This window comes from Tritonibacter aquimaris, assembly GCF_009617595.1.
Classification (GTDB): domain Bacteria; phylum Pseudomonadota; class Alphaproteobacteria; order Rhodobacterales; family Rhodobacteraceae; genus Epibacterium; species Epibacterium aquimaris.
In genome coordinates this window covers 450,813-475,772 of the sequence record NZ_WIXK01000003.1, presented here as the reverse complement: position 1 = coordinate 475,772, position 24,960 = coordinate 450,813, and the positions used below count along the sequence as shown (strand labels likewise).

The 24,960-nt window shown below is 58.8% G+C and carries 19 protein-coding genes; 5 read left to right on the top strand and 14 right to left on the bottom strand.

Annotated features, from left to right (window positions below):
- Nucleotides 1–132 precede the first annotated feature (132 nt).
- Nucleotides 133–633, bottom strand: coding sequence for a GNAT family N-acetyltransferase (locus GG681_RS08285; protein WP_153546977.1), 501 nt, complete (start codon nucleotides 631–633; stop codon nucleotides 133–135).
- Between the two features lie 2 nt (nucleotides 634–635).
- The gene (locus GG681_RS08280) at nucleotides 636–1,142 is read right to left on the bottom strand and encodes an SH3 domain-containing protein (RefSeq protein WP_153546976.1); all 507 of its coding nucleotides are present in this window, start codon (nucleotides 1,140–1,142) and stop codon (nucleotides 636–638) included.
- Nucleotides 1,143–1,366: 224 nt separating this feature from the next.
- Between GG681_RS08280 and GG681_RS08275 the strand changes: the two genes are divergently transcribed.
- The 4 genes from GG681_RS08275 to GG681_RS08260 all read left to right on the top strand — a co-directional run bounded on the left by GG681_RS08275 (nucleotide 1,367) and on the right by GG681_RS08260 (nucleotide 6,756).
- Entirely contained in the window at nucleotides 1,367–2,353 is a 987-nt protein-coding gene (locus GG681_RS08275) for a 2-hydroxyacid dehydrogenase (protein ID WP_328593310.1), read from the top strand.
- Between the two features lie 284 nt (nucleotides 2,354–2,637).
- The gene (gene ggt, locus GG681_RS08270) at nucleotides 2,638–4,416 is read left to right on the top strand and encodes a gamma-glutamyltransferase (protein ID WP_153546971.1); all 1,779 of its coding nucleotides are present in this window, start codon (nucleotides 2,638–2,640) and stop codon (nucleotides 4,414–4,416) included.
- A 115-nt stretch (nucleotides 4,417–4,531) separates the two neighbouring features.
- Nucleotides 4,532–5,956 (top strand): FAD-binding oxidoreductase, encoded by a 1,425-nt coding sequence (locus GG681_RS08265; protein ID WP_153546969.1) that lies wholly within the window; start codon nucleotides 4,532–4,534, stop codon nucleotides 5,954–5,956.
- A gap of 227 nt (nucleotides 5,957–6,183) precedes the next feature.
- Nucleotides 6,184–6,756: a hypothetical protein gene (locus GG681_RS08260; RefSeq protein ID WP_153546967.1), complete on the top strand. Its 573-nt coding sequence runs from the start codon at nucleotides 6,184–6,186 to the stop codon at nucleotides 6,754–6,756.
- Nucleotides 6,757–6,864: 108 nt separating this feature from the next.
- On the opposite strand, the gene GG681_RS08255 is transcribed toward GG681_RS08260, so the two are convergent.
- Both GG681_RS08255 and GG681_RS08250 read right to left on the bottom strand, forming a co-directional pair.
- The gene (locus tag GG681_RS08255) at nucleotides 6,865–7,920 is read right to left on the bottom strand and encodes a cytochrome-c peroxidase (RefSeq protein WP_153546965.1); all 1,056 of its coding nucleotides are present in this window, start codon (nucleotides 7,918–7,920) and stop codon (nucleotides 6,865–6,867) included.
- 493 nt (nucleotides 7,921–8,413) lie between these two features.
- The gene (locus tag GG681_RS08250) at nucleotides 8,414–10,096 is read right to left on the bottom strand and encodes a KAP family P-loop NTPase fold protein (protein WP_153546963.1); all 1,683 of its coding nucleotides are present in this window, start codon (nucleotides 10,094–10,096) and stop codon (nucleotides 8,414–8,416) included.
- On the opposite strand from GG681_RS08250, the gene GG681_RS08245 reads away from it, so the two are divergent.
- Nucleotides 10,053–12,560 carry a GcvT family protein gene (locus tag GG681_RS08245; RefSeq protein ID WP_153546961.1) on the top strand — a complete coding sequence of 836 codons (2,508 nt, stop codon included), beginning with the start codon at nucleotides 10,053–10,055 and terminating at the stop codon, nucleotides 12,558–12,560. The genes GG681_RS08250 and GG681_RS08245 overlap by 44 nt on opposite strands.
- A 174-nt stretch (nucleotides 12,561–12,734) precedes the next feature.
- Here the strand turns inward: GG681_RS08245 and GG681_RS08240 are convergent, their stop codons facing one another.
- The 10 genes from GG681_RS08240 to xdhA all read right to left on the bottom strand — a co-directional run bounded on the left by GG681_RS08240 (nucleotide 12,735) and on the right by xdhA (nucleotide 24,798).
- Nucleotides 12,735–13,028 carry a hypothetical protein gene (locus tag GG681_RS08240; protein WP_153546959.1) on the bottom strand — a complete coding sequence of 98 codons (294 nt, stop codon included), beginning with the start codon at nucleotides 13,026–13,028 and terminating at the stop codon, nucleotides 12,735–12,737.
- 96 nt (nucleotides 13,029–13,124) lie between these two features.
- Nucleotides 13,125–13,808 (bottom strand): DUF938 domain-containing protein, encoded by a 684-nt coding sequence (locus GG681_RS08235; RefSeq protein ID WP_153546957.1) that lies wholly within the window; start codon nucleotides 13,806–13,808, stop codon nucleotides 13,125–13,127.
- A complete protein-coding gene (locus tag GG681_RS08230) occupies nucleotides 13,808–14,797 on the bottom strand; it encodes an aldo/keto reductase (protein ID WP_408057658.1) in 990 nt (329 codons plus the stop codon). The genes GG681_RS08235 and GG681_RS08230 overlap by 1 nt, the downstream gene beginning before the upstream one ends.
- Nucleotides 14,798–15,215: 418 nt before the next feature.
- Nucleotides 15,216–16,289: a BMP family ABC transporter substrate-binding protein gene (locus tag GG681_RS08225; RefSeq protein WP_153546955.1), complete on the bottom strand. Its 1,074-nt coding sequence runs from the start codon at nucleotides 16,287–16,289 to the stop codon at nucleotides 15,216–15,218.
- A 53-nt stretch (nucleotides 16,290–16,342) separates the two neighbouring features.
- The gene (locus GG681_RS08220) at nucleotides 16,343–17,263 is read right to left on the bottom strand and encodes an ABC transporter permease (protein WP_153546953.1); all 921 of its coding nucleotides are present in this window, start codon (nucleotides 17,261–17,263) and stop codon (nucleotides 16,343–16,345) included.
- Nucleotides 17,263–18,345 carry an ABC transporter permease gene (locus GG681_RS08215; protein WP_153546951.1) on the bottom strand — a complete coding sequence of 361 codons (1,083 nt, stop codon included), beginning with the start codon at nucleotides 18,343–18,345 and terminating at the stop codon, nucleotides 17,263–17,265. Before GG681_RS08215 ends, GG681_RS08220 begins: the two co-directional genes overlap by 1 nt.
- A 96-nt stretch (nucleotides 18,346–18,441) precedes the next feature.
- The gene (locus tag GG681_RS08210) at nucleotides 18,442–19,959 is read right to left on the bottom strand and encodes an ABC transporter ATP-binding protein (RefSeq protein WP_328593309.1); all 1,518 of its coding nucleotides are present in this window, start codon (nucleotides 19,957–19,959) and stop codon (nucleotides 18,442–18,444) included.
- Nucleotides 19,956–20,933 (bottom strand): xanthine dehydrogenase accessory protein XdhC, encoded by a 978-nt coding sequence (gene xdhC, locus GG681_RS08205; RefSeq protein WP_153546949.1) that lies wholly within the window; start codon nucleotides 20,931–20,933, stop codon nucleotides 19,956–19,958. Before xdhC ends, GG681_RS08210 begins: the two co-directional genes overlap by 4 nt.
- Nucleotides 20,930–23,308 carry a xanthine dehydrogenase molybdopterin binding subunit gene (gene xdhB, locus GG681_RS08200; RefSeq protein ID WP_153546947.1) on the bottom strand — a complete coding sequence of 793 codons (2,379 nt, stop codon included), beginning with the start codon at nucleotides 23,306–23,308 and terminating at the stop codon, nucleotides 20,930–20,932. Before xdhB ends, xdhC begins: the two co-directional genes overlap by 4 nt.
- Nucleotides 23,305–24,798 (bottom strand): xanthine dehydrogenase small subunit, encoded by a 1,494-nt coding sequence (gene xdhA, locus GG681_RS08195; protein WP_153546945.1) that lies wholly within the window; start codon nucleotides 24,796–24,798, stop codon nucleotides 23,305–23,307. The genes xdhB and xdhA overlap by 4 nt, the downstream gene beginning before the upstream one ends.
- Between the last annotated feature and the right edge of the window lie 162 nt (nucleotides 24,799–24,960).

Genomic DNA, 24,960 nt, shown 5'->3' with positions numbered 1-24,960 from the left:
GTGCCTGAGCTCGCGGAAAAGCTCGGCTAAGCCAGCCAAAAGACACAAACAAAAGGCCCGCAAGCGCGGGCCTTTTTACTACGAGCCTTGTGCCAAAAGCCGGATCACGGGCTGGTGTATAGGATTTATAGCTCACCGGATCAGCTCCTGCGCCAGCACCACATTGAGATAGCGCGCATCCTCCAGCTCGAAATAGCATTCTCCCACAGCCATAAAGCCCTGTTTTTCATAGAATCCAATGGCGGGGTGGTTCTCGCTGTTGGTACTCAGCCAGACCTGGGTTGCGCCTTGCGTTTGGCAATACGCCAGCGCGCGCGTTAAAAGGGCACGTCCAACGCCAGATCCCTGATGGCGGGGCTGCACATAAAAGGTGGTGATTTCCATATCGCCCCACTCGGTGCGATTGGGTTGCAGCTTGATATAGCCATCAATGCCGTCAGCATTGTCTGACACAAAGATCTGCACGTCGGGGTCATGAAGCTCTGCCAGAAAAGCACCCGGTGTGAAGCTGTCGAGCACATATTGCGCAAACTCTGCGCTGACGCCCCGTTTCACATAGGTGCTAAGCCAAACCTCAATCGACAATGCGGCAAGGGCAGTTGCATCCGTACCCTCTGCCGCCCGCACGCCCATATCTATTCGCGCAGCTCATCCGGGGCCACGCCCCAGAGCTTTTCTTTGTGCGCCCAGCCCTTATAGCCGCCCGCGCTGACTTCGCACCAATCCTGGGAGCATTCGCCAAGCCGGGCAATCACACCCAGCTCAAAGGCGGCAGTGACCTGCGCGCGGGTGTCCGGCCGTGCAAACACCTGTGTCATGTCATGTTCGATCAACACAGTGCGTGCACCCGACAGCAGCGCATAATGCATCCAGCCGCCCGCGCCATCGCGATCCCGCACCCGGCGCCAATGGCCATATTCGGCGGTGATTTCCAGCGGCACGCCCCGGCGTTTGAACACCCAGTCAATGCGGTGGGTCTGCGATGGCCCCCGGCGCACATTGCCTTCAGAGGCTTTCATCGACACAAAGCGCGGCAGCGGCAGATTGGTCACCGGCCCCCGGTCCAAAGCCTGCGCCAAAGACGCGCTTGCCCCCAAAACGCAAAGCGCCACTAGCGCCTTCTGTGCGAAGGATTTTGCCATTTTTACTGTCACTGCCTGCTCACTCTTATTGGTGTTTCGCATCTCTTCCGGCGCGTCCGGATTCCTGTGAACGGTAACGGCGGATTTGCGGCTCTGATTGCTCATTTATTTACGCTAACACGCGTAAAAGCTGCAACCAAAACAACTTGGGTTCTTGTGCCTGCCTGCGTCCTCGTTCACCATGCCACATGAGGCTGCGACAAGGAAAGCTGAGGAGAGCGAAAGTGCCCAGAGAACGTCTGAGTGTTGTTGTGACGCGACGGTTGCCGGAACCCGTTGAAACCCGCCTGTGTGAGCTTTTTGATGTCTCTTTGCGCAGCGATGATAGCCCGATGTCGCGCGCTGAATTGATTGATGCGGTAAAAACAGCAGATGTGCTGGTGCCGACAGTAACAGATACCATCGATGCGGCGCTTCTGGGTCAAGCTGGCGATCAGCTGAAGCTTGTGGCGAACTATGGCGCGGGTGTGGATCACATCGATGTGGCCACTGCGCGCCAACGTGGCATTCTGGTCTCTAACACGCCCGGCGTGTTGACCGATGATACTGCGGATATGGCGATGGCGCTGATTATGGCCGTGGTGCGCCGCATCCCCGAAGGTCTGGCGATGATGCAGCAGGGCGATTGGGACGGCTGGGCACCAACCGCGCTTTTGGGCGGACGTCTTGCGGGCCGTCGCATTGGGATCCTTGGCATGGGTGGCGTGGGGCAGGCTGTGGCCAAACGCGCCTCTGCCTTTGGTATGCAGATCCACTACCACAACCGCCGCCGCCTGCATCATGAGATCGAAGAACGCCTTGAGGCCACCTATTGGGACAGCCTCGATCAGATGGTTGCGCGGATGGATGTGATCTCAGTGAACTGCCCGGCAACGCCTTCGACCTATCACCTGCTGAATGCGCGCCGCCTGAAACTGCTGAAATCTGACGCGGTGATTGTGAATACGTCACGCGGCGAGGTGGTGGATGAAAACGCGCTCACCCGCATGTTGCGCGCTGGTGAAATCGCCGGCGCTGGCCTTGATGTTTATGAACACGGCCACCAGATCAACCCGCGCCTGCGTGAACTGTCTAATGTGGTGCTCTTGCCGCATATGGGTTCTGCCACCCGCGAAGGGCGCAGCGAGATGGGTGAAAAAGTTCTTTTGAATATCAAAACCTTCGAAGACGGCCACCGCCCACCGGATCTGGTGGTGCCTTCGATGCTGTAAGATCCCAAAGCGCCGGTTTCCCCGGCGCTTTTTTCTATTTCTTTCCGCTGTCTGGCTGCAAAAACAACGGTCAAAGACCCATAAGGTTGGGCCAAAAGGTCGATGCTGGCATGTGAATGTCACCTTGATCACCCACACATGGTGCAATTGTCATCGCGCGCCGCAGATCCGCAGCCCGCATATTTTTCCGTAGCCTTTTGACAGATCCTCTGTGACACTTCCCATAACGCCATGTGCTGGCCTTGGACTGGGTCCTGTGCTGGCCAGCCAAAAGGAGAGTTCTTATGCGCCCCCTGTCTCTCAGTATTTTGACCTGTGTTCTCGCCCTCCCGGCCTTCGCCCAAGAAGCGGCCGATGCGGTTGCGCCAGAGGCTGCAACCACCGGCGCTTTTGCCAGCACCTCACCGGCTGCCCAGATGGCGCTTGCCAAGAAGGCCGCAGGCGAAGAGGTCATCGCCGACAATTGGATGATTGCAGCGGCCAACCCTTTGGCGGTGGAAGCAGGCGCCGAGATCCTGCGCGCAGGCGGCACCGCCGCTGATGCGATGGTTGCGGTTCAGGTGGTTCTGGGCCTGGTTGAACCACAGTCTTCTGGCCTTGGTGGCGGTGCGTTTCTGGTGTGGTATGACGCCAACAGCGGTGAACTCACCACGTTGGATGCGCGCGAAACCGCACCGCTTGCGGCCACACCCCGCCTGTTTCAGGACGAGGCCGGTGAACCGTTGAAATTCTATGATGCGGTTGTGGGTGGTCGCTCAGTTGGGACGCCGGGCACGCCAGCCCTGCTCCAAGAGGCGCACCGCCGCTGGGGCCGCGCCAACTGGCCGTCGCTGTTCACCACCGCCACCCAATTGGCGCAGGATGGTTTCACGGTCTCGCCGCGGCTGGCGCAGCTCGTTGAAGGCGGCGCAGAACGGCTGGCACGTTTCCCGGACACAGCCGCCTATTTCCTGCCGGAGGGTGAACCAATTGCAGTGGGAACAACGCTGAAAAACCCCGCCTATGCCCAAACCCTACAAACATTGGCCCGTCAGGGTGCGGATGGGTTTTATACCGGACCGCTGGCGGGGAAAATTGTCGACACGGTGCAAAACGCACCGGGTAATCCCGGCGTGCTTTCGGCCACCGATCTGGCAATCTATCAGGTCAAAGAGCGCGCACCCGCCTGTGCCAGCTATCGCAGCTTTGAAATCTGCGGCATGGGGCCACCTTCATCCGGGGCGCTTACTGTGGGGCAGATCCTTGGTATGCTTGGCCAATATGATCTGGCCACGCTGGGCGCGGATGATCCCGAAAGCTGGCGTCTGATTGGCGATGCCTCCCGGCTCGCCTTTGCTGATCGTGGCCGCTATATGGCCGACAGCGATTTTGTCCCTATGCCCGATCTGGTCGATCCCGCCTATCTTACGGAACGCGCCAAACTGCTCGCTGGGGATGACGCGCTGCCCGAGGTTGCGCCGGGCACGCCCAGCTTTGATCACGCGCTCAACTGGGCGGATGACGCCTCGCTTGAGCTGCCCTCCACCTCGCATATCTCGATTGTAGATGGCTATGGCAACGCGCTGTCGATGACCACCACCATTGAAAACGCCTTTGGCTCTCGCCTGATGGTGGGGGGATTTCTGCTCAACAATGAGCTCACGGATTTCTCCTTCCGCAGCCACCGCGACGGCGTGCCGATTGCCAACCGGCTGGAGCCGGGTAAACGCCCGCGATCATCAATGGCGCCCACCATCGTGATGCAGGAGGGTAAACCGGTGCTGGTGATTGGCTCACCGGGCGGCAGCCGCATTATTGGCTATGTGGCCAAATCCATCATCGCCTGGGCCGATTGGGACATGCCTTTGCAACAGGCGCTGTCGCTGCCGCATCTGGTCAACCGTTTTGGCACCTATGACGTAGAAGAGGGCACCGGCGCGGCCGAACTCACCCCCGCGCTCACCGAGCTTGGCTATGAGGTCAACGCCCGCGCGCTCACCTCGGGGCTGCATGCGATTGAAATCGGCGACCAGCTCAAAGGCGCAGCTGATCCGCGCCGCGAAGGCATCGCGCTAGGGGAGTAGGTGCCGGAAAACGTGCCAAAAAACACCAAGGTCGCGACGCCTCACCGCAGGGTGTAATATTGACAATGCAACACAGCCTGCGATTTTGCCAGGGTAAGATCGGGATGAGGACACCATGGCGAAATTGACCACCCTGCCGCGCAATGAGGCAGGCATAAAAACCGTTGTTGAGGCATTGAAAGACCGTTTTCAGGACCAGCTGCACACCAGCCAGTCCCTGCGCGAACAACACGGCCATACCACCACCTGGCTGCCCAACCAGCTGCCCGATGCGGTGGTCTTTGCCCGCTCCACCGCCGATGTGGCCGAGGTGGTGAAACTCTGCGCCGCCCATAAGGTGCCGGTGATCCCTTTTGGCACTGGTTCTTCGCTCGAAGGGCATCTGAATGCGCCCGCGGGCGGGATTTCCATTGATCTCAGCCAGATGGATCAGATCAAGGCGGTGCACGCCAGCGATCTGGATGTGGTGGTGGAACCCGGCGTCACCCGCGAACAGCTCAACACCCATCTGCGCGACCAGGGCCTGTTTTTCCCCATTGATCCCGGTGCCAATGCATCGCTCGGCGGCATGGCCGCCACCCGTGCCTCGGGCACCAATGCGGTGCGCTACGGCACCATGAAAGACAATATCCTCTCGCTTGAGGCGGTGATGGCCGATGGCAGCATCATCCGCACCGGGGGGCGCGCCAAAAAATCCTCGGCTGGCTACGATCTCACCCGCCTTCTGATCGGGTCCGAGGGCACGTTGGGTATTATCACCGAGCTCACCCTGCGCCTGCAGGGCATTCCCGAGGCGATCCGCTCGGCGCGCTGTTCTTTCCCCACGGTAGAGGCCGCCTGCGAGGCGGTGATGATGACCATCCAATACGGCGTCCCCGTTGCCCGGATCGAACTGCTGGACGCGCTCAGCGTCAAAGCCGCCAATGAGTATTCCAAGCTCGATCTGCCGGAAGTGCCGCTCTTGTTGCTTGAATTTCACGGCTCAGACGCTGGTGTGGTCGAGCAATCCGATATGTTTGCCTCCATCGCCGAAGAGTGCGGCGGCACGGATTTTGCCGCCACCTCATCCGCAGAAGAGCGCAACAAGCTCTGGCAGGCCCGCCATGATATGTATTGGGCCAGCCACGGGTTGCGCCCCGGCTGTCAGGGGCTGTCCACCGATGTCTGTGTGCCGATTTCCCGCCTGGCAGAGGCGGTGGGCCGCGCCCGCGCCAAAGCTGAAGAAATGGATCTGATTGCACCGATGGTGGGCCATGTGGGTGATGGTAATTTCCACGCGCTTTTGCTGCTCGAACCCGGCAATGAGGTTGAGCTCGCGCGCGCCGAAACCTATCTCAGCTGGCTTGCGGATATGGCCATCGACATGGAAGGCACCTGCACCGGCGAACACGGCATTGGTCAGGGCAAACGCGCCTATCTTGCCCAGGAAATGGGCGAGGCGTTGCGTTTCATGGGGCTGGTGAAAGCTGGGCTCGATCCCAACAACATTATGAACCCCGGAAAGATCATGCCTGATTCTCATTTCCACGCAGACGACTGAGATAAGATGCCGCAAAAATGCGCATTTCGCTTAAGAAGTAGACAATATTTGGGGTGGCCACGGGGTTGCCCCATCCGCCCCCATCAGCGGGTATTGCGTAATTTTACCAGCGTAAATTCAGAATAAAGAATACAAGAAATCATTAGGAATTCATTGTTAGCGTTTCAGACGTCCTATCCAATTAAAGAGTGTAGTCTTTTTCATTCTGAAACTGTGTGAGTGCCCCGATGAAACTGCCTGTTCTGGTTTGCGCCCTTTGGACCTCCGTCAGCCCTGCGGCCTTTGGCAATGAATATGCTCCGGCCATGAAGCGCTTCATGCAAGACGAGCTGATGAGCTGGGCGCAATCTGATGTGCTGATCGCCGCGATCAAGCGCCAGAACGCGCGCACCAACGGTTATACCCAGGGTGATATCGAGGAGCTGGATCGCCAATGGTCCAGTGAAATCGGCAAGGCCAATACGCCGATCATTACCCCGGTACTTGGCAATGCGGCGGCGCATTTTCTGCGCCTCAAGGTGGCGGGATCAGGCGGGCAGATCTCTGAGGCCTTTATCATGGATGCGCAGGGGCTCACCGTGGCCGCCAGCGATATCACTTCGGATTACTGGCAGGGGGATGAGGATAAATTCACCCAAAGCTTTGGTCAGGGGGCAGATGCCTACCATCTGGGCGAAGTGGATCTGGATCACTCCACCCATATGTATCAGGTGCAGATCTCGCTTACCCTGCATGATCCCGACAGCGGCACCCCTATTGGCGCGCTCACCGTTGGCGTTGTGGCGGATACGTTGAAATAGCCGCGCCAGGCCATCCGCCCCGCGAGCAGCGTGATCGACACAAGACCCCACCGCAGTGCTGAAACACGCGCGGCTCAGCCTCCCCGGATAGGAAGGCTGATGCGCGTATCAGCGACTGATTTCACCGCTTTGCGGGCGCGGGGTTGCGCGGGTTTCGGCCGGAAGCACCGGATATGATACCTCGGGCACCGCACCGGTCAGGCTGCCCAGAAACGCCACCAGTTCGGCGGTGGTTTGGGGTGAAATCTCTTCGCCAAGCTGCGATTCCGCCATGATCTCCACCGCCACGCTCAGATCCCAAACCTTGCCGGAATGGAAATAGGGCGCGGTCATGGACACATTGCGCAACGGCGCGGCGCGAAACACATATTCATCATCCGCGGTCTGGGTCACTGCAAACCGCCCCTTGTCGTCGCGCGGCAGCACCTCGGCACCGGGGCGTTCAATCAGGCCAAAGGGGTAGTAGCCATTGCCACCCAGATTGACGCCCGAATGACAGGCGGCGCAGCCCAGATCCATGAAATGGCCAAGCCCGGCCAGCTCCTGTTCAGAAAGCGCGGCCTCATCACCATTCAGCCAGGCATCAAACGGCGCCGGGGTGATCAATGTTGCCTCAAAGGCTTCGATCGCCTTGGCGAAATTGTCAAAACTGACCGGCTCCTGCGCCTCGGTAAAGGCTTCATTGAACCAGTCCACATATTGCGGCATCGAATTGAGCGTCTCGATCAGATTCTCGGGCGTATTGGCCATCTCAACGCTGGCCTGCACCGGACCTTTGGCCTGTTCCGCCAGATCAGCAGCACGCCCATCCCAGAACTGCGCTTCATTAAACACCGAATTCAGCGCGGTGGGGGAATTGCGCGGCCCGTGCTGCCAGCCATGACCAATCGAGGTTTCCAGATTGTCATCGCCGCCAGTGGCCAGATTGTGACAGGAGTTGCAGGAAAACACCCCCGAGGCCGACATGCGCGGATCAAAAAACAGCGCTTTGCCCAGCTCGATTTTTTCAGGCGTAATTGGGTTGTCCTTTACCGCAGGCACGGTTGAGGGCAGGGGCTGAAACAGCTCAAGCGCATCCTCCCGCAGGTCTGCGCTTGCGCTTTGCGCGCCCAATGCCAGCACAGCACAAGACAACAATAGGGGCTTTGGTAAATGATATGCCATGGTTTTATCTCCTTAACTGCACGCGCGTCACCCATAGCGCTAGCAACAGCCGGTGCGGCGCTCCTTTGATTTAGATCAATTCTAAATTGCGACATTTGGAATGCATTTAAGGTGCTGAAATATAGGCAGAAAGATCTTTTTGCGCCTTATCTTTCTTTGCCAATCATATGAATGCCTTGCCCCAAAAGATACGCCAGCAACGGGGTGTTGCGGGGGCAGCGTACGCCCCTATCACGATCGCTTTACCTGGCTTTTGTAAGCTCACAGGTGATCGCGATCCGTGATGGTGTGGCAGCCATCGCGCAGGAATAGGAACCCGGCCATCAACCGGGGCGCAGACCAAGAACTTGACCGCGCAGGGCTTGCCCTGTCCGCATCCGCCCGTGTACGGGCCCGTCCACCTTATTCGCCGCCAAACCGGCAAAGAAAGATGATAGATCAGCACGACACAGCCCCCCAGCACCATAGCTGGCTGCGGGCAATTGGGCGTGTGCTAATCACTTTCATTTTGCGAAGAAATATGCGCGACCTGATCCAACATGCGCGCATAGCCAGCACCAACGGATTGTTGGTTCAGCATTTCGAGATTGAGTACTGAATAGTGCTTTTCCCATTGAGTGTTGGCACTATGGATCCAGTGATCTACGCTTGTATTGGATGAGGAATTATTGCTGCCAGGTGAAGAATGCTGATCGATCATGCGGCATATTCCTCTGTACTGGAGAGATGTTTGTGCCGACTCATATTGTCGTCCAGAACTGTATTTGATTGCTTTGAAATGACACTTATTCAGTAGGTAATCGTTCAAAGCGCTTTCCGACAAAGAAAAATGCCGCTGATACACCAGTGGAAACAGGCGCACGATATTGATTTTGGCGTCCTTCACCTGCCACGCTGCGCAGAACGTCCCGATCCGCTCTATGATCCGTTTGATGTCACGCGCCTTGGTCTCGGTTTCCCCCAGACATTTCGCCAGAAACTCTTCTGCAGTGAAATCGGGCAGGCAGGTAAACATCTCCTCATCCAAACCATTGCGAGCAAAGCAGAACTCCACCAGCCTATTGGTGTCGGCAGGCTGGAAATGATAGCTGCGATCAATGAAACGTTTTAGGTAGCGCTCCCCGTCAAATTCCGCACCATATACGCCTTTGATCGCTTTGCTGAGCTGGCTGGTATCTGTCCCCAGCACATAGACAAAATTGTCCAGCGAAAAGATGTGTTTCACCCGTTCCAGCAGTTCAATTGCATAGCTCGGGCGACAGCGGTCCAGCTCATCAATCAGGATAAAAATTGGTGCCTGTTTCTTTTGGGCCAGTACCTCTTTACCCAGCTCCCTCAGCTGTTGGCGAAAGTTCTGCTGCACCTGTTTTTGGTGGCGAAACTGCGACAGGATCTCTTGCCCTGCGCTATCCACCGCAAATTCAACTGATTTTTTCAGTGCAGCCTCAAGGTCTTTTCGTTCGCCCTCATTCAGTTCTTGTTTCGAGTCCGCGAATTTGCCCAGCTCTTCAACAGCCTCTTGCCCAAGATAACGTGTGAGCAGATGTTTCCCCCCGGCAAAGGCCGCGCCGCCAATGATCTTGACCGCGGATTTTCGCAGTGATGCGGTTCTTTCAATCACATTTCCACCATCCGCGGGCAGGTGTTTGGAAAGCTCCGTTTCTATTTCATCCATGACCGCCATAAACGGATCTTCGGAATGATCGCTTTCCCAAGCGTTGATATAGACTGCAATATGTCCATGAGCTTCGAGGTGGCGTTTGAACTTCGTCAGGAAAAAGGACTTCCCGGTGCCCCAGCTCGCATCCAGGTTCAATACATAGGTGCGAGGCTCCTTCGCCCGCGCCCGCAGGTCCAAGTGGCCAAGAGTAAAGTGCCGCAGGATTTCAGCATCCTTGTGCCGCTCAAAAGCGTCACCTTGCCAAATCTCTTCAATGGTGCTTGTAGTCACGTTGTTTGTCATACTTAACCTATGATTGTGTGCGGGTCGCACTATACATGTTGTTCCTTTTGAGAGACAGAGCTCCAAAGGTCGGTTTTGTCTGATGTTGCGTCGGATGGATTTGCGGCGATGCCTGCGCCTTTGTGCATAGTAAGTTTCAGCACAGATAGATCTCACGGAGCACAACAGCATGAAGACCCAGGTCAAAGCTCTTGTCGTTGGCGGCGGTGCCATCGGCACATCAATTGCCTATCACTTGGCCAAGGCGGGCTGGGACGATGTGATGCTCATCGAACGCGATGAACTCACTTCCGGTTCCACATGGCATGCGGCGGGTCTCTTGCCGCTGTTCAACATGTCCTACGCCACCACCCATATTCACAAATATTCGGTGGATTTCTACAAGCAACTCGAGGAAGAAACCGGCCTGAACGCAGGTTTCGCCGTCGTGGGCAACCTGCGTATGGCGCAGACGCAGGAGCGGATGGATGAGTATATGCTCTATGCCTCCACTGCCGAAACCTGCGATGTCGACTATGAATGGCTGACCCCGGATCAGATCAAAGAGCGCTGGCCGCTGATCGAAACCGAAGATCTCAAAGGCGCGATCTACCATACCGAAGACGGCTATATTAACCCGGCCGACGTGACCCAGGCGATGGCCAAGGGCGCGCGCCAGCACGGTGCACAGATCGTACGCAAAATGCAGGCCGATGCCTTCCACTGGAATGGCACCCACTGGGAAGTCACCTGCACCAAGATGATCGAAAAAGGCGGCAACCTGGTTGCCTCTGATGAGCAGGTCGTCATCACCGCCGAGCACGTCGTGACCGCGTCGGGCAACCACGCACAGCGCACCGCAAAAATGCTGGGCATCAAAATGCCTGCAATCCCGGTCGAGCACACGTTCATCGTGATGGACAAAGACCCGGCGCTGGTAGACTGGCGCGCCGCAGGCAACCCGGAACACCCGGTAATCCGTGACGCGGACAAAGAATCCTATGCCCGCGAAGAAAGCGGCGGTTGGATTCTGGGCATCTACGAAAAAGGCGCGCCTGCGCGTTTCGAACATGGTGTGCCTGACAGCTTCCGCGCCGATCTGTTCCCGCTGGATCTGGACCGGATCGCCGAACAATATATGGCAATGACCGAGCGCGTGCCGTCCTGTGCCGAGAGCGGCCTCAAGGATGATTTCAACGGCCCGATCTGCTACACGCCCGATGGCAACCCGCTGGTTGGCCCGGCGCCAGGTCTGCGCAATATGTGGCTGGCAGAAGGCTTTAGCTTCGGCATCACCGCCGCAGGCGGCACCGGCTACTATCTGGCGCAGATGATGGTGGATGGCGAAGCGGAAATCGACATGGCGTCGCTGGATCCGAAACGCTACTCCTCCAACTGGATGACAACCGAGTTTGCCGCGCGCAAAAACGAAGAATGCTACGAGCACGTCTACATCCTGCACCACCCGGATGAAGAGCGCCCGGCAGCACGCCCGCTGCGCACATCACCTGCCTTTGATCGCCAAAAAGAGCGCGGCGCGCAATTTGGCTGGGTCAACGGCTGGGAACGCCCGAACTACTTCGGCCCCGTTGATGCGCCCGAGCATTTCGATGAGCAAAACCGCTCCTTCCGCCGTGGCGGCTGGTGGCAGCACGCCGTCGATGAAGCCAAAGCAATCCGCGAAGGTGTTGGCCTGATCGATGCAACCGCGTTCACCAAACATGTGGTCAAAGGGCCCGGTGCAACCGCGTTCCTGGATTGGTTCACCTGTAACAAGCTGCCCAAGGTTGGTCGTATCAACCTGACCTACGCGCTGACCTCGGCAGGGACCACCCGCACGGAATACACCATCGTGCGCAACGGCGAGAACAACTACTATCTCGTCTCTGCCGGTGCCTGGACCGAATATGACGCCGACTTCCTGCGCAAAGCAGCCGAAGACAAAATGGATGAATTCGGCTACATCGAGATCCAGGATGTTACCACCCAATGGGGCGTCTTTGCCATCGCCGGTCCAAAATCGCGCGACGTGCTGAAAGAGGTGATCGTGGACGCAGATCCCGAAACCGCACTCAGCAACAAGCGTTTCCCCTGGCTGTCTGCCCGTCAGATCGAGCTTGGCATGTGCCCGGTAAATGCAATCCGCGTGGCCTACACCGGTGAGCTTGGCTGGGAACTGCACCACCCGATCGAGATGCAGAACTACCTGTTTGACCTACTGGAAAAAGCGGGTGAAAAACACGGTATGAAGCTGGTCGGTGCGCGCGCTCAGAACTGGCTGCGTCAGGAGAAATCCTACCGCGCATTCGGCACCGAACTGGGCCGTGACGCCACCCCACAAGAGGCAGATCTGCCACGCTTTATCGATCTGGAAAAAGACTTCCACGGCAAAGAAGCGATGCTGGAAAAAGGTGTGCGTTTCAAATGCTGCACCTTGCTGATCGATGGGCCGGAAGACGCAGATCCTTGGGGTCGTGAGGCGCTTTATACGCTGGAAGGCAAACGCGTGGGTCGTCTGACCTCGGGTGGTTATTCGGTTGCGTTTGAGAAATCCATCGGCATGGGCTACCTGCCGCCGGAGCTCGCGGTGGAAGGCACCAAGCTGCAGGTGAAAATGCAAGACAAGCTCTGGGATGCCACTGTCACCTGCGACAGCCCCTATGATCCAAAGAACGAGACGATCCGCCAGAACGGTTGATCTCATCTTTGAAGAATAAAAGCGGGCGCTTCAGATTTCTGGAGCGCCCGTTTTGCCACGTGGGGGTGAAAATCGCTTCAATCCTTAGGCCGGGCACATAGGCAATGAAAAAGGCCAGCGGCAGCGCGGGATCATAGCGCCCATTTCCAGCGCAGCGGTTCTAGGGTGGGGCTGTTAGCCAGGCTGGCAGATGATGTCGTAGCGGTCCATCACTTCGGCGGCCGTGATCATCACCTCGGGCCCGACCATTTCCACCGTCAGCGTCATCAGTTCAGACAGCTGTTCGCGGCTTATCCCGTGGCTGTGCAGCACCTGCAGCTGGGCGTCATATTGATCGCTTTGATGGGTGGCCACCGCCAGGCAAAGCGCGGCCTGCGCCCGTGCACAGGCGCTGAGCGGCGCGGCAGCGGATGTTGCGCCACTGCCCACCACACGCAGGTGGCTGCGGTCTTTGGGGGGCTGTTTCATCGCTGTCTCTCGTGCATAGGTTACCAGGCCCATTGTGCCCAGTTGTACTCTACCCAGTTGCATTTCACCTGGGCCTGCGGGCCATATCTTTGATATCTATCCGCTTTGCTTTGGCGCGCGTTCGGCCAGCAGCAGCAGATTGTTGGCGGGCATCTCCACCACCTCACACAGGGTGAGGCCACCACCACGGCAGAGCGCGTCGATGTCAGCCACGTCCTTATAGCCGATATCGGGATCATGTGCACGCAGGCTGGCATCAAACTGCTGATCACCCGCACTGGTGAGCGCGCCATTGCGGCGAAACGGGCCGTAAATCATCAGCCGCCCCGATGGGGCAAGGCACTGCGCCGCTTCATGGATCAGGGTCTCGACTTCAGCGGTGCTGATCAGATGCAAAAGGTTCACCACCAGCACCAGATCCTGATCCCTGTGCTGTGCGCCCCAGCCCGCGTGCACCGCATCAATCGCAACCGGCGGGGCGATGTTTTTTGCAGCGGTTTCAGTCTGGTAGCGCTCCACATAGGCGCGGATCGAACTCAGCCGTGCCGGGTCCACATCGCTGGGTTGCCAGCGGATATCAGGCAGCGCTGCCGCCAATGCCACCACATGCTGGCCGGTACCGCTGGCAATCTCCAGCGCGCGGGTGGCCTTTGGGGGCAGGGCGGCGGCAACCGCGTCACACAGGGGCTGGCTGTTGCGCGCCGCTGATGGGGCATAAAGGCGGCCCTTGGCATCACTTTGCGCAACCGAGGCGGTGCCGGGAACAGATCTCAATGGCATTATTGTTCCTCCAGCCGGTCGGTGGCCGGCGCCGGGCGCGGGCTGAGCGCGCTGATTTCATCATAAAGCTCCGGCGTCAGCGCATGGTTCATCCCCATGAGCGAGGGCTGCAACTGCTCCGGCGAGCGGGCCGACAGGATCGGCGCGGGCTGGCTGGGGTGCGCCGCCGCCCAGGCCACCGCCAGTGTTGCTGGATGCACGCTGTGCCGTTCCGCCAGCGCTGTCAGCCTGGCGGCGCTGTCATACATCCAGTCCTGACCATAACGCGCGCCGTAGCTTGCGCTTTCGCGCAGCCGCCCGCCTGCGGTTTTGTCTGTGCTGCTGTATTTGCCGGTCAACAGCCCACCGCCCAAGGGTGAATAGGGCAGCGGCACAATATCAAGTGCTGCGCACATAGGCAGGATCTCAACCTCGGCCTGGCGTTTCACCAGCGAATACATCGGCTGCAAGGCGCTGAGTTTGAGACCAAATTCAGCTGCGATCCAGGCTGCCTGCACCACCTGCCAGGCGGCAAAGTTTGAAAGCCCCACGTGGCGGATATGGCCGGTTTGCTGCTGGCGCGCGAACCATTCAAGCGTCTGGCGCAAATCACAATTGGGATCAAACCGGTGCAGATAAAGCAGATCGATCTGATCAAGCTCCAGCCGCGCGCGGCTCTGATCAAACTGCATCTGCAGATTGTCCGGATGAGCACCGCCTTCAAAGCCCACTTTGCTGGCCACCACTGTGTCGGCGCGCCGATCACGGATGAGCTGGCCCAGAATGCGCTCGCTTTCGCCATCGGTATAGACCCAAGCGGTGTCAAAATGGCGAATGCCCGCGTCCCAGGCGGCGTGAAACATCTCAGCCGACTGGCGCGCGTCGGCGCGGCCGCCAAATTGCATGGTGCCAAAGGCAAAGCGCGCCTGTTGCGCATTCGAAATCGGGGCAATCATCTGTGTCATGGCGGCAAACTGGCATGGGGCGGGCAACAAGTGAAGATCAAACATCAGAGCTGCACCGCGCTGACACAGAGACGTGACAGGGCGCAAGATCGTGGGATCGCCGGGCAAGTGGATCACAGCAGGTAAGGGCTCCCGCTCCCGCAGGTGTCTTTTGCAAAGACCCCTTGGCGGCATTGGGCCTGGCTCGGCGCACAGCGCCGAGCCAGGCCCAACGGGAGCGGATGCCTGCATCCGGCGACGGGCGGGAGCGCTGCGCCTGTTGCGTGATGGGTCGGATCTGTTCTGGGCGGTCCTATGTCAAAAATCGCGCCATAAAGATGCCCGGTTGCAGCAAAGCCCAGCCTGTAAAAGCACCACCCGAGATGCCCACCCAAAATACTCTGTAAAAACCTGACCCCAAAAACAAACACAAAAAAGCCCGCCTCAGGGGGAGGCGGGCTTTCAGATCAGATAACAAACCTGCTTATTGCGGGATTTCGCTGTTCAGGCCTTCAACGTAGAAGTTCATGCCAGCCAGCGTGCCATCATCGGCCACTTCGCCTTCTGCCAGCCAGTCGCTGCCGTCCTGCTTTTTCACCGGGCCGGTGAACGGATGGTATTCGCCTGCTGCAATCGCTGCTTTCATTGCCAGCGCTTCGGCTTTCAGCTCAGCAGGGACGCGATCGGTGATTTCACCAATGCCAACCATGCCCGCGCCAATGCCATCCCATGTGGCGGTCGAGGTCCAGCTGCCATCGATAACCGCCTGGGTGCGGGCGATGTAGTAAGGTGCCCATTCATCAATGATTGAGCTGACGCGCGGACCATCGGCATATTCATACATGTCCGACGCCTGACCAAAGCCGATCACGTCGCCTTTTTCCGCCGCAATCGCCAGAGGCGCGGTGGAATCGGTGTGCTGCAGGATTACATCCGCGCCCTGTTCGATCAGAACCTTGGCTGCGTCGCCTTCTTTCGCGGGGTTCATCCATTCATAGATCCAGATGATCTTGAACTCGACATCCGGGTTTACCTTTTTGGCGTGGAGATAGGCGGAGTTGATGCCACGCACCACTTCGGGGATCGGCACAGAGGCGATATAGCCAATGGTGTTGGTCTTGGTCATCTTGCCCGCGATATGGCCCTGGATCGCGCGACCTTCATAAAAACGCGCCGAATAGCTGGATACGTTTTCCGCCTGTTTATAGCCGGTGGCATGTTCAAATTTCACCTTGGGGAATTTCTTCGCCACATTGATGGTGGGATCCATAAAGCCAAAAGAGGTGGTAAAGATCAGATCCGCGCCCTGCAGTGCCATCTGGGTGATCACCCGCTCTGCATCGGGGCCTTCGGAGACGTTTTCCACATAGGTGGTTTCCACCTTGTCGCCAAAATGTTCCACCAGTTTCTGGCGCGCATGATCGTGGCCCTGGGTCCAGCCGCCATCATTGACGGGGCCCACATAGACAAAGCCCACTTTGGTTTTATCATCCGCAACCGCAGCGGTCGCGAGGCCAAGCGCCATTGCGGCGCTTGTGAGAAGTGCAGTCAATTTCATCAAGGGATCCCCCGTTTATTGTTATTTCCCCGAAGGGCAGCAAAACACGCCGCTTAGCGCGACGCATGAAAGGCACGGCCAAGCGCAGCAGGCGCGCTGCTTTTGTCCGCTGAAAGAATAACCAGAACCACAATGGTGATCAGATAGGGCGACATTGCCAGATATTCGACCGGGATGGCAACGCCCGCTGCCTGCAGGTTCAACTGCACCACGGTGACACCGCCAAAAAGATAGGCACCCAGCAGCGCGCGCCAGGGTTTCCAGCTGGCAAACACCACCAGCGCCAGCGCAATCCAGCCCACGCCCGCGGTCATCCCTTCGGTCCATTGAGGCACTCGAATGAGGCTGATATAGGCGCCGCCAAGCCCGGCACAGGCACCGCCAAACAGGATCGCCAGAATGCGAATGCGCACCACCTTATATCCCAGCGCATGGGCCGCATCGTGGCTTTCACCCACCGCGCGCAGGATCAGCCCGGCACGGCTGTATTTCAGCACTGCCCAGACCAGCGCCACCAGCGCTATGCCAAAATAGACCATCAGATCATGGTTAAACAGGATCGGGCCAACAATCGGCAGGTCAGACAGCAGCGGGATATCAACCTTGCCAATCGCGGGCGGCTTTACCCCCACATAAGACTGCCCCATCAGCGACGACAGCCCCAGCCCAAACAGGGTCAGCGACAGCCCCGAGGCCACCTGATTGGCCAGCGCAAACTGCGTCAGCACCACAAAAAGACACGACAGGAGCGCACCGGCAATGGCCGCGCCCACAAACCCCACGGTGGGGGAGCCGCTTTCAACCGTGATCGCAAAGCCTGCGATAGCGCCAGTAATCATCATACCTTCAACGCCGAGGTTCAAAACCCCCGATTTCTCAACCACCAGCTCACCGATGGCCGCCAGCAGCACCGGTGTGGCTGCGACCATCAGAAAGGCAATGAGCTGTACCGGGTCAATTGCAGAAAGATCCATCACGCCACCTCATTGGCACCCAGACGGATGCGGAAATTGGTCAAAAGGTCGAGGGCCAAGAGGAAAAACAACAACATCCCCTGAAACACCTGAATGGCAGCAGCAGGCAGGCCCAGGCTGGCCTGCGCCCCTTCGCCGCCGATATATGTGAGCGCCATCAAAGCCCCCGCCAGCAGGATGCCCACCGGGTGCAGACGGCCGAGAAAGGCGACAATAATGGCGGTAAACCCGTAGCCCACGTTGAAATCGATATTCACCACACCGGCAGGGCCCGAGACTTCAAACAAACCCGCAAGCCCAGCGAGCGCGCCGGAGATCCCGAGGCAAAACAATACCATACGCGCCGGGGCCACGCCGCCAAACCGCGCCGCACGGGGCGCATCACCCATCAGGCGGATGTGAAAGCCCCGCATATGCCGATTGAGCAGCACATAGGCAAAAATCACCGCAATCAGCGCCGCCGCCGCACCCCAATGCAGGCCAGAGCCTTCAATCAGATCCGCGTTATAGGCACTGGGGTATTGCTGCAGATTGCGGCTGCCAGGAAAGCCGTAGCCTTCTGGGTTTTTCAAAAGCCCCAGCGCCATCGACGCCAGAAGCTGCTCGGCCACATAGACCAGCATCAGCGACACCAGAATTTCATTGGTGCCAAAGCGCACCTTCAACAGCGCCGGGATTATCGCCCAGGCCCAGCCGCCCAAAGCGCCCGCAATCACCATCAGCGGGAACACAAAGACGCTTTCCAGCGGGTAAAACGCAAGCCCCACGCCCGCGCCCGTCAGCGCGCCAATGATATATTGCCCCTCGGCGCCAATGTTCCAGATGCCCGCCTTGAACCCCAGCGACAGCCCAATGGCAATCAGCACCAGAGGCGCGCCTTTCACCAACAGCTGCGGCCGGTAATAGAAGGCAAATTCACCAAAAAGCGGCTCCCAGAAAATGGTGCGAATGGCCTCGATCGGGTCTTTGCCAAGGGCCGCAAACAACAGCCCGCCCGCCACCATGGTTGCCAGCACCGCCAGCACCGGTGTGGCCAGCGACCAAAAACGCGACGGCTCGGGTCGTTTCTCAAGATGGATCATTTGCTCACCCCTGCCACATTGCGCACGGCACTTTCACCTTTTTTCAAATACTCCCGCCGGAGGCATCCAACAGCGGCCCCTTGGCGCAGGCTGGCGTTACACATGGGCAACCTCCATCCCATGCGCGCCGCCCATCATCAGGCCGATTTCATCAACGCTCAGCCCCTCGGTGCTGCGCGGAGCACTCAGCCGCCCTTCATTCAGCGCGGCAAATGTGTCAGAGATTTCCATCAGCTCATCCAGATCCTGACTGATGCAGATTATGGCCGCGCCTTTGGCCGCCAGATCCAGCAATGCCTGCCGGATTGCAGCGGCGGCGGCGGCATCCACACCCCAGGTGGGTTGGTTTACCACCAAAACATCGGGCTCCTGCAACACCTCGCGGCCAATGACAAATTTCTGCAGATTGCCGCCAGACAATGACCGCGCCGCATTGGTTGGCCCCGGCGTGCGCACATCAAAAGTCGCAATCACATCCTCGGCAAAACGGCGCGCCGCTGACCAGTTGATCATGCCGCGCGTTTCCAGGTTCTTGCGCACAGATCCGGTAAGAAGCGCGTTTTCAATCAGGCTCATATCTGGCGCAGCTGCATGGCCCAGCCGCTCTTCGGGCGCGGTGAGAAGCTTTACTTTGCGCCGTGCGGTTGGCCCCAGATTGCCAATGCCCACACCATCAAGAACCACGGTATCTTGGGGCGACAGGGTCTCTCCAGACAAGGCCATCAACAGTTCATCCTGACCATTACCTGCAACGCCACCAATGCCAAGAATTTCACCCTGATGCACATTCAGCGTGATGTCTTTCAGCGCGGTGCCAAAGTTTGACGGCGCGGGCAAAGACAGGTTTCTAAGCTGAATCCGGATATCACCAAACTCACGCGCTCCACGTTCCGGTGTTTTCAGCGCCGTGCCCACCATCATTTCAGCCATGTCACGGGCCGAGGTGTCACGCGGCACACATTCGCCCACGTTTTTGCCCAGTCGCAAAATGGTGGCATGATCACACAGCGTGCGGATCTCTTCGAGCTTGTGGGAAATATAAAGGATCGAGGTGCCTTCAGATTTCAGCTTGCGCAGGGTCTGAAACAGGATCTCAACCTCTTGTGGCGTCAGCACCGAAGTGGGCTCATCCATGATCAAAAGCTTGGGATCTTGCAAAAGGCAGCGAATGATTTCAACCCGTTGGCGTTCCCCGGCTGAAAGATCCCCGACGGTGCGATAGGGATCCAGCGGCAGCCCATAGGTTTCGGACACGTCGCGAATGCGGCCCGCAAGATCACGCATCTTGGGTGGGTTTTCCATCCCCAGCGCAATGTTTTCCGCCACATTCAGCGCGTCAAACAGCGAGAAATGCTGAAACACCATGGCAATGCCATCTGCGCGCGCGGCGCGCGGCTCGGCTGGGGCAAAGCCTGCGCCGTTTAGCAGCATCTCACCGCTGTCGGGTTTCACCAGCCCGTAGATCATTTTCACCAGCGTGGATTTACCCGCGCCGTTTTCACCCAAAAGCGCATGCACTTCGCCCGCTTTGATATCAAAAGAGACCTGATCATTGGCCACCACGCCGGGGTAGGCTTTGGTCAGCCCCCGCAGGCTCAGCAATACGTCACTCACGCGCGTCTGTCCCCTGTGTCCTCGGCCGTGGCCGGTTGCGCCTTGGCGCTTGTCTTCAATAGTTCCGCCGCCACCCCAATGGCGATCTGCTGCGGATGCTTGCCCAATCTGGGGTCCCCGATCGGGCAGGTGATGCGCGCGATGGTCTCAGCCGGGTGCCCCAGCGCCAGAAGGCGGGTGCGAAACCGCGCCCATTTGCTGGCGGATCCAATGACCCCGGCCTGGTAAAACCCATGTGCAAGCAGGGCGCTCAATAGCGCCAGATCCAGCGCATGGGAATAGGTCAGCACCAGATGTGAGGCATTTTGCGGCGCATGCGGTACCAAAACGGTGGGTTTTTCAGCAATGATTTGGGTGACATGGTCTGGAATGGCCGCGGGAAAGCGTGCCTGTGTGGTATCCACCCAACTGATGTCGAGATCCGGCAATGGTGCCAGCACATCCACCAGCGCCCGTCCCACATGGCCTGCGCCCCAGATCCACAACGGCTGCTTGCGCTGGTAGACAGGTTCAATGAGCCATCCATCCATCAGCGCGGTCTGCACCGTTTCACCCCTGGCGCGCGCCGCGCTGAGCAGCCGTTTCACCACAAAGGGCATCTGATCGGACCCGTTGATATTGCGCGCAACCACAGGGCTGGTGATAGGGCCTGAGAGCGCCTTCATCATGGCGGCATCAAAGCGTTCACTGACCAAAGTGACATGCCCCCCGCAGCATTGCCCCAAATCCGGTCCCAAAGCGCGTCGGATGACGCAAGCGCGCTGGGTCTGGCGATGTGCTTGATCTGCCAGCTCATATTCCAGCGCGCCGCCACCGATGGTGCCTGATTGCACGCGCTTTTGACCCTCATCCCAGACTAGCATGGCGGCCCCGACCTCGCGCGGGCTTGACCCTTTGACGTCAACAATCACCGCGCGGGTGACCACGCCGTGGGCCGCAACTTTTTCGCGCAACAGATCCAGATCGATGCTCATGATACGCCCCCTTGGCGAATTGCGCGCCAGACCTCTTCGGGGGTGGCGGGGGCATTCAGTGCCGGGTAGGTGGCCGCACCAAAGCGTGCAACCGCATCGCTCAGCGCCAGATAGGCGGAAATGCCCAGCATAAACGGCGGCTCACCCACAGCTTTTGAACGGTAAATCGTGTCTTCGCGGTTTTGCCCCTGCCAAAGCGCCACATTAAACACCTCTGGCGCATCAGAACAGGCGGGGATTTTATAGGTTGAGGGCGCATGGGTGCGCAGCTGCCCGCCTGCATCCCAAACCAGCTCTTCGGTGGTGAGCCAACCCGCGCCCTGCACATAGGCCCCTTCGACCTGACCAATATCGAGCGCCGGGTTCAGTGACGCGCCCGCATCATGCAACAGATCCGCGCGCAAAATCCGGTATTCCCCCGTGAGCCGATCCACCACCACCTCAGTAAGGGCCGCACCATAGGCGAAATAGAAAAACGGCCGCCCCCATCCGCGCAGGCGATCCCACTCCAGATCCGGGGTTTTGTAAAACCCGGTGGCCGACAGGCCAACGCGGCCGGTGTAGCAACGCTGTGCTGCCGCGTTAAACGAGATTTCCTCGCCGCCGATGCGCACGCGCCCCCGATCAAACTGCACGTCTGACGCGGCCAGTTGATGCTCAGCCGCCAGATGTTCAGCCATGCGGTCGCGGATGGTGTCACAGGCGATTTTCACCGCCATACCGTTGAGATCAGACCCGCTTGAAGCTGCAGTGGCCGAGGTATTGGGCACTTTGGCGGTGTCGGTTGCGGTGATTTTCACCTGCGCCAGATCGACGCCAAAACTGCGCGCCGCCACCTGTGCCACCTTTTGAAACAGGCCCTGTCCCATCTCGGTGCCGCCATGGTTCAGATGGATCGAGCCATCCTGATAGACATGCACCAAGGCGCCCGCCTGATTAAGATGGGTCAGGGTAAAGGAAATGCCAAATTTCACCGGAGAAAACCCAAGCCCACGGCGCAGATGGGCCCTGTTTTGCTCCTGGGCTGCATTCCACTGGGCAATCTCATCGCGGCGCGTGTTGTATTCTGCACGCTCTAACAGGCTGTCTGTCATCGCCCCCAGCTCAAAATCACGCACCTCCATACCATAGGGCGTGACGCATCCTTTCACCTTTTTAGAAATACTCCGGGGGAGGGCCGCAGGCCCGGGGGCAGAGCCCCCTTGAGAGCCTGTGGTTGCTGCGGCTGTACCCATTTCGGGATAATAATTACGCCGTCTCAGCTCAACCGGATCAAGCCCCAATTCATGGGCGATGTGATCCATCACCCGTTCAATGCCCACCATGCCCTGCGGCCCACCAAAGCCGCGAAAGGCGGTGGCGCTTTGCAGGTTGGTTTTCAGCCGGTGCGATGTCAGGCGAATGTGTTCCAGCCAATAGGCATTATCGGAATGCAGCATGGCGCGATCGGCCACCGGCAATGACAGATCCTGCGCCCAGCCACAATTGACCAGATGGGTAAACTCAAGGCCGTTAATCCGGCCGTCTGCATCAAACCCCACTTCATAAGTGATGCGAAAGGCGTGGCGTTTGCCGGTGATCATCATGTCATCATCGCGGTCATAGCGCATTTTACAGGGCTTACCCGTGGCGCGCGCCGCCAGTGCGCAGGCCACGGCGAGCGCATTGCCCTGGCTTTCCTTGCCGCCAAATCCGCCGCCCATCCGGCGGATTTCCACCCGCACCGCATGCATCGGCAGGCCAATGGCATGGGCCACCTTATGCTGGATCTCGCTGGGGTGCTGGGTCGAAGACTGCACATGCATGCCGCCATCTTCCTGCGGCAGCGCCAATGCGGCCTGACCTTCAAGGTAGAAATGCTCCTGCCCGCCGATCTCCATGGTGCCGGTGAGCTGATGCTCTGCGGCTGCAATGGCCGCTGCTGCGTCGCCGCGCGACCAGATCCGCGGACCTTCTTCAAAACGGCTGTCTGCCGCCAGTGCCTGATCCAGCGTCAAGATGGCGGGTTTTTCAGCGTAGTCCACCTGTGCCAGACGCGCGGCAACACGGGCGGCGCGGTGGCTTTTGGCAATGACCAGAAACAGCGGCTGGCCCAGATACTGCACCGATCCCGTGGCCAAAAGCGGCTCATCATGGGCGGCGGGGGAGACGTCATTTTCAAACGGCAAATCTGCGGCGGTCAGCACCTGAACCACATCGGGGGCTGCACGTACCGGTGCAAGATCCAGTGCAGTGATGTCGGCATGGGCGACGGTGGAGAGACCAAAGGCCAGATGCAGGCAGTCACGCGGCATGGCAACATCATCCACATAGCGCGCCGCACCGGTCACATGCAGTTTGGCGGCATCATGGGGCAGGGGGCGGCCGACGCTCATGGGGTCACCTTCGTTGGGCTTAGCACGGTTTGCGACGCATCATAAAAGGCGCGTTCCAGCATGTTTTTGGCCGTTTCCAACCGGTATTCGGAAGATGCGCGCATGTCGCTTAGTGGGGTGAAATCCAGGGTGAATGCGTCTTTTGCATGGGCAATGGTGCGCCGGTTCCAGGCGGCCCCGATCAGGGATTGTTCCACCTGATACGCGCGTTTGGGGGTCGCTGCCATGCCGCCAAATGCAATATGGGCCGAGGTGACAAACCCATCGGTGACACAGATATTAAACGCGCCCAGCACAGCGGAAATATCCTGATCAAAGCGTTTCGACAGTTTGTAGATCCTGAGGTGTTCCATGGCTTTGGGGATCAGGATGCGCTCAAGAAATTCACCCTCTCTGCGGTCCTGTCTGCCGTATTCAATAAAGAAATCCTCAAGCGCGATTTCGCGGCGGGTGTTGCCTTTGCGTAAAATAAGGCGCGCTCCAAGGGCAATCAGCGGCGGTGGGCTGTCACCGATGGGGGAGCCATTGGCGATATTGCCCCCCAATGTGGCGGCGTTTCTGACCTGCTGGCTGGCAAAGCGGCGCAGCAGCTCATCAAAGGCTGCGGAGTGCGGCGCAAGTGCTGTGCGCAGGGCGTTCATCGTCACCATTGCGCCCACGTTTAAATGATCTGCGTGGTCACGAATATCTGCAAGATCGCGACAGCCTGCCAGGAAGATCACCGGATCCAGCTGTTTCAGATCCTTGGTGACCCAGAGCCCCACATCGGTGGCCCCCGCGATCAAAGTGGCCTTGGGATGGGCGCGGTAGAGATCAGCCAGCGCGTCGCTGTTTTGCGGCTGAAACGGGGAGGTGGTGGTTGCAAGTGAGGGAGGCTCTGCTGCGGGTTTGTTTAGCGGGGGCTCTGCCCCAGTTTGATTTAAGGGGGGCTCTGCCACAGTTTGGTCAGAGGGGGGCTCTGCCCCCAGGCCTTCGGCCTCCCCCCGGAGTATTTTTGAAAAGGTGAATGGGGCCAGATGCGGCGGCACCGGCGCATCCTCAATGGCCTTGGCTGCGCGCAGGATTGGGGCGTAGCCGGTGCAGCGACAGAGGTTGCCTGCAAGCTGATCCTTGTGATCGGTTGCGCCGTTGCAGTGTGCCGTGGCCATCGACATCACAAAACCGGGGGTGCAAAAGCCACATTGGCTGCCGTGGTGATCAATCAGCGCCTGTTGCACCGGGTGCAGGGTGCCATCGGGGGCGGCGAGCCCTTCGACGGTGGTGACAGATGTGCCTTGCAGTTGCGGCAGAAACAGGATGCAGGCGTTGACGGCGCGGGCGCCTTGGTCATCGTGTACCATGACGGTGCAGGCACCGCAGTCGCCTTCGTTGCAGCCCTCTTTGGTGCCGGTCAGGGCGCAGCTTTCGCGCAGATATTCCAGCAAAGTTGTGGTGGCAGATGGATCTGCCAGCTGGATCTTTTCACCGTTCAGATGAAAGGTGAGCGTCATAATCGTCTACCGGTCGCGTTACCCTGTTTGCCCTGGCTGTGGCGCCATGCCGACCTTCGATGCGACGTAAAAGGAGGGCGGGCGTTTTTATGTGCTGGGATCAGCCTAGGGACAGGGCTGGCGCTGAGGCAATAAAAACTTCACGAATTTGGCGTGGCGGGG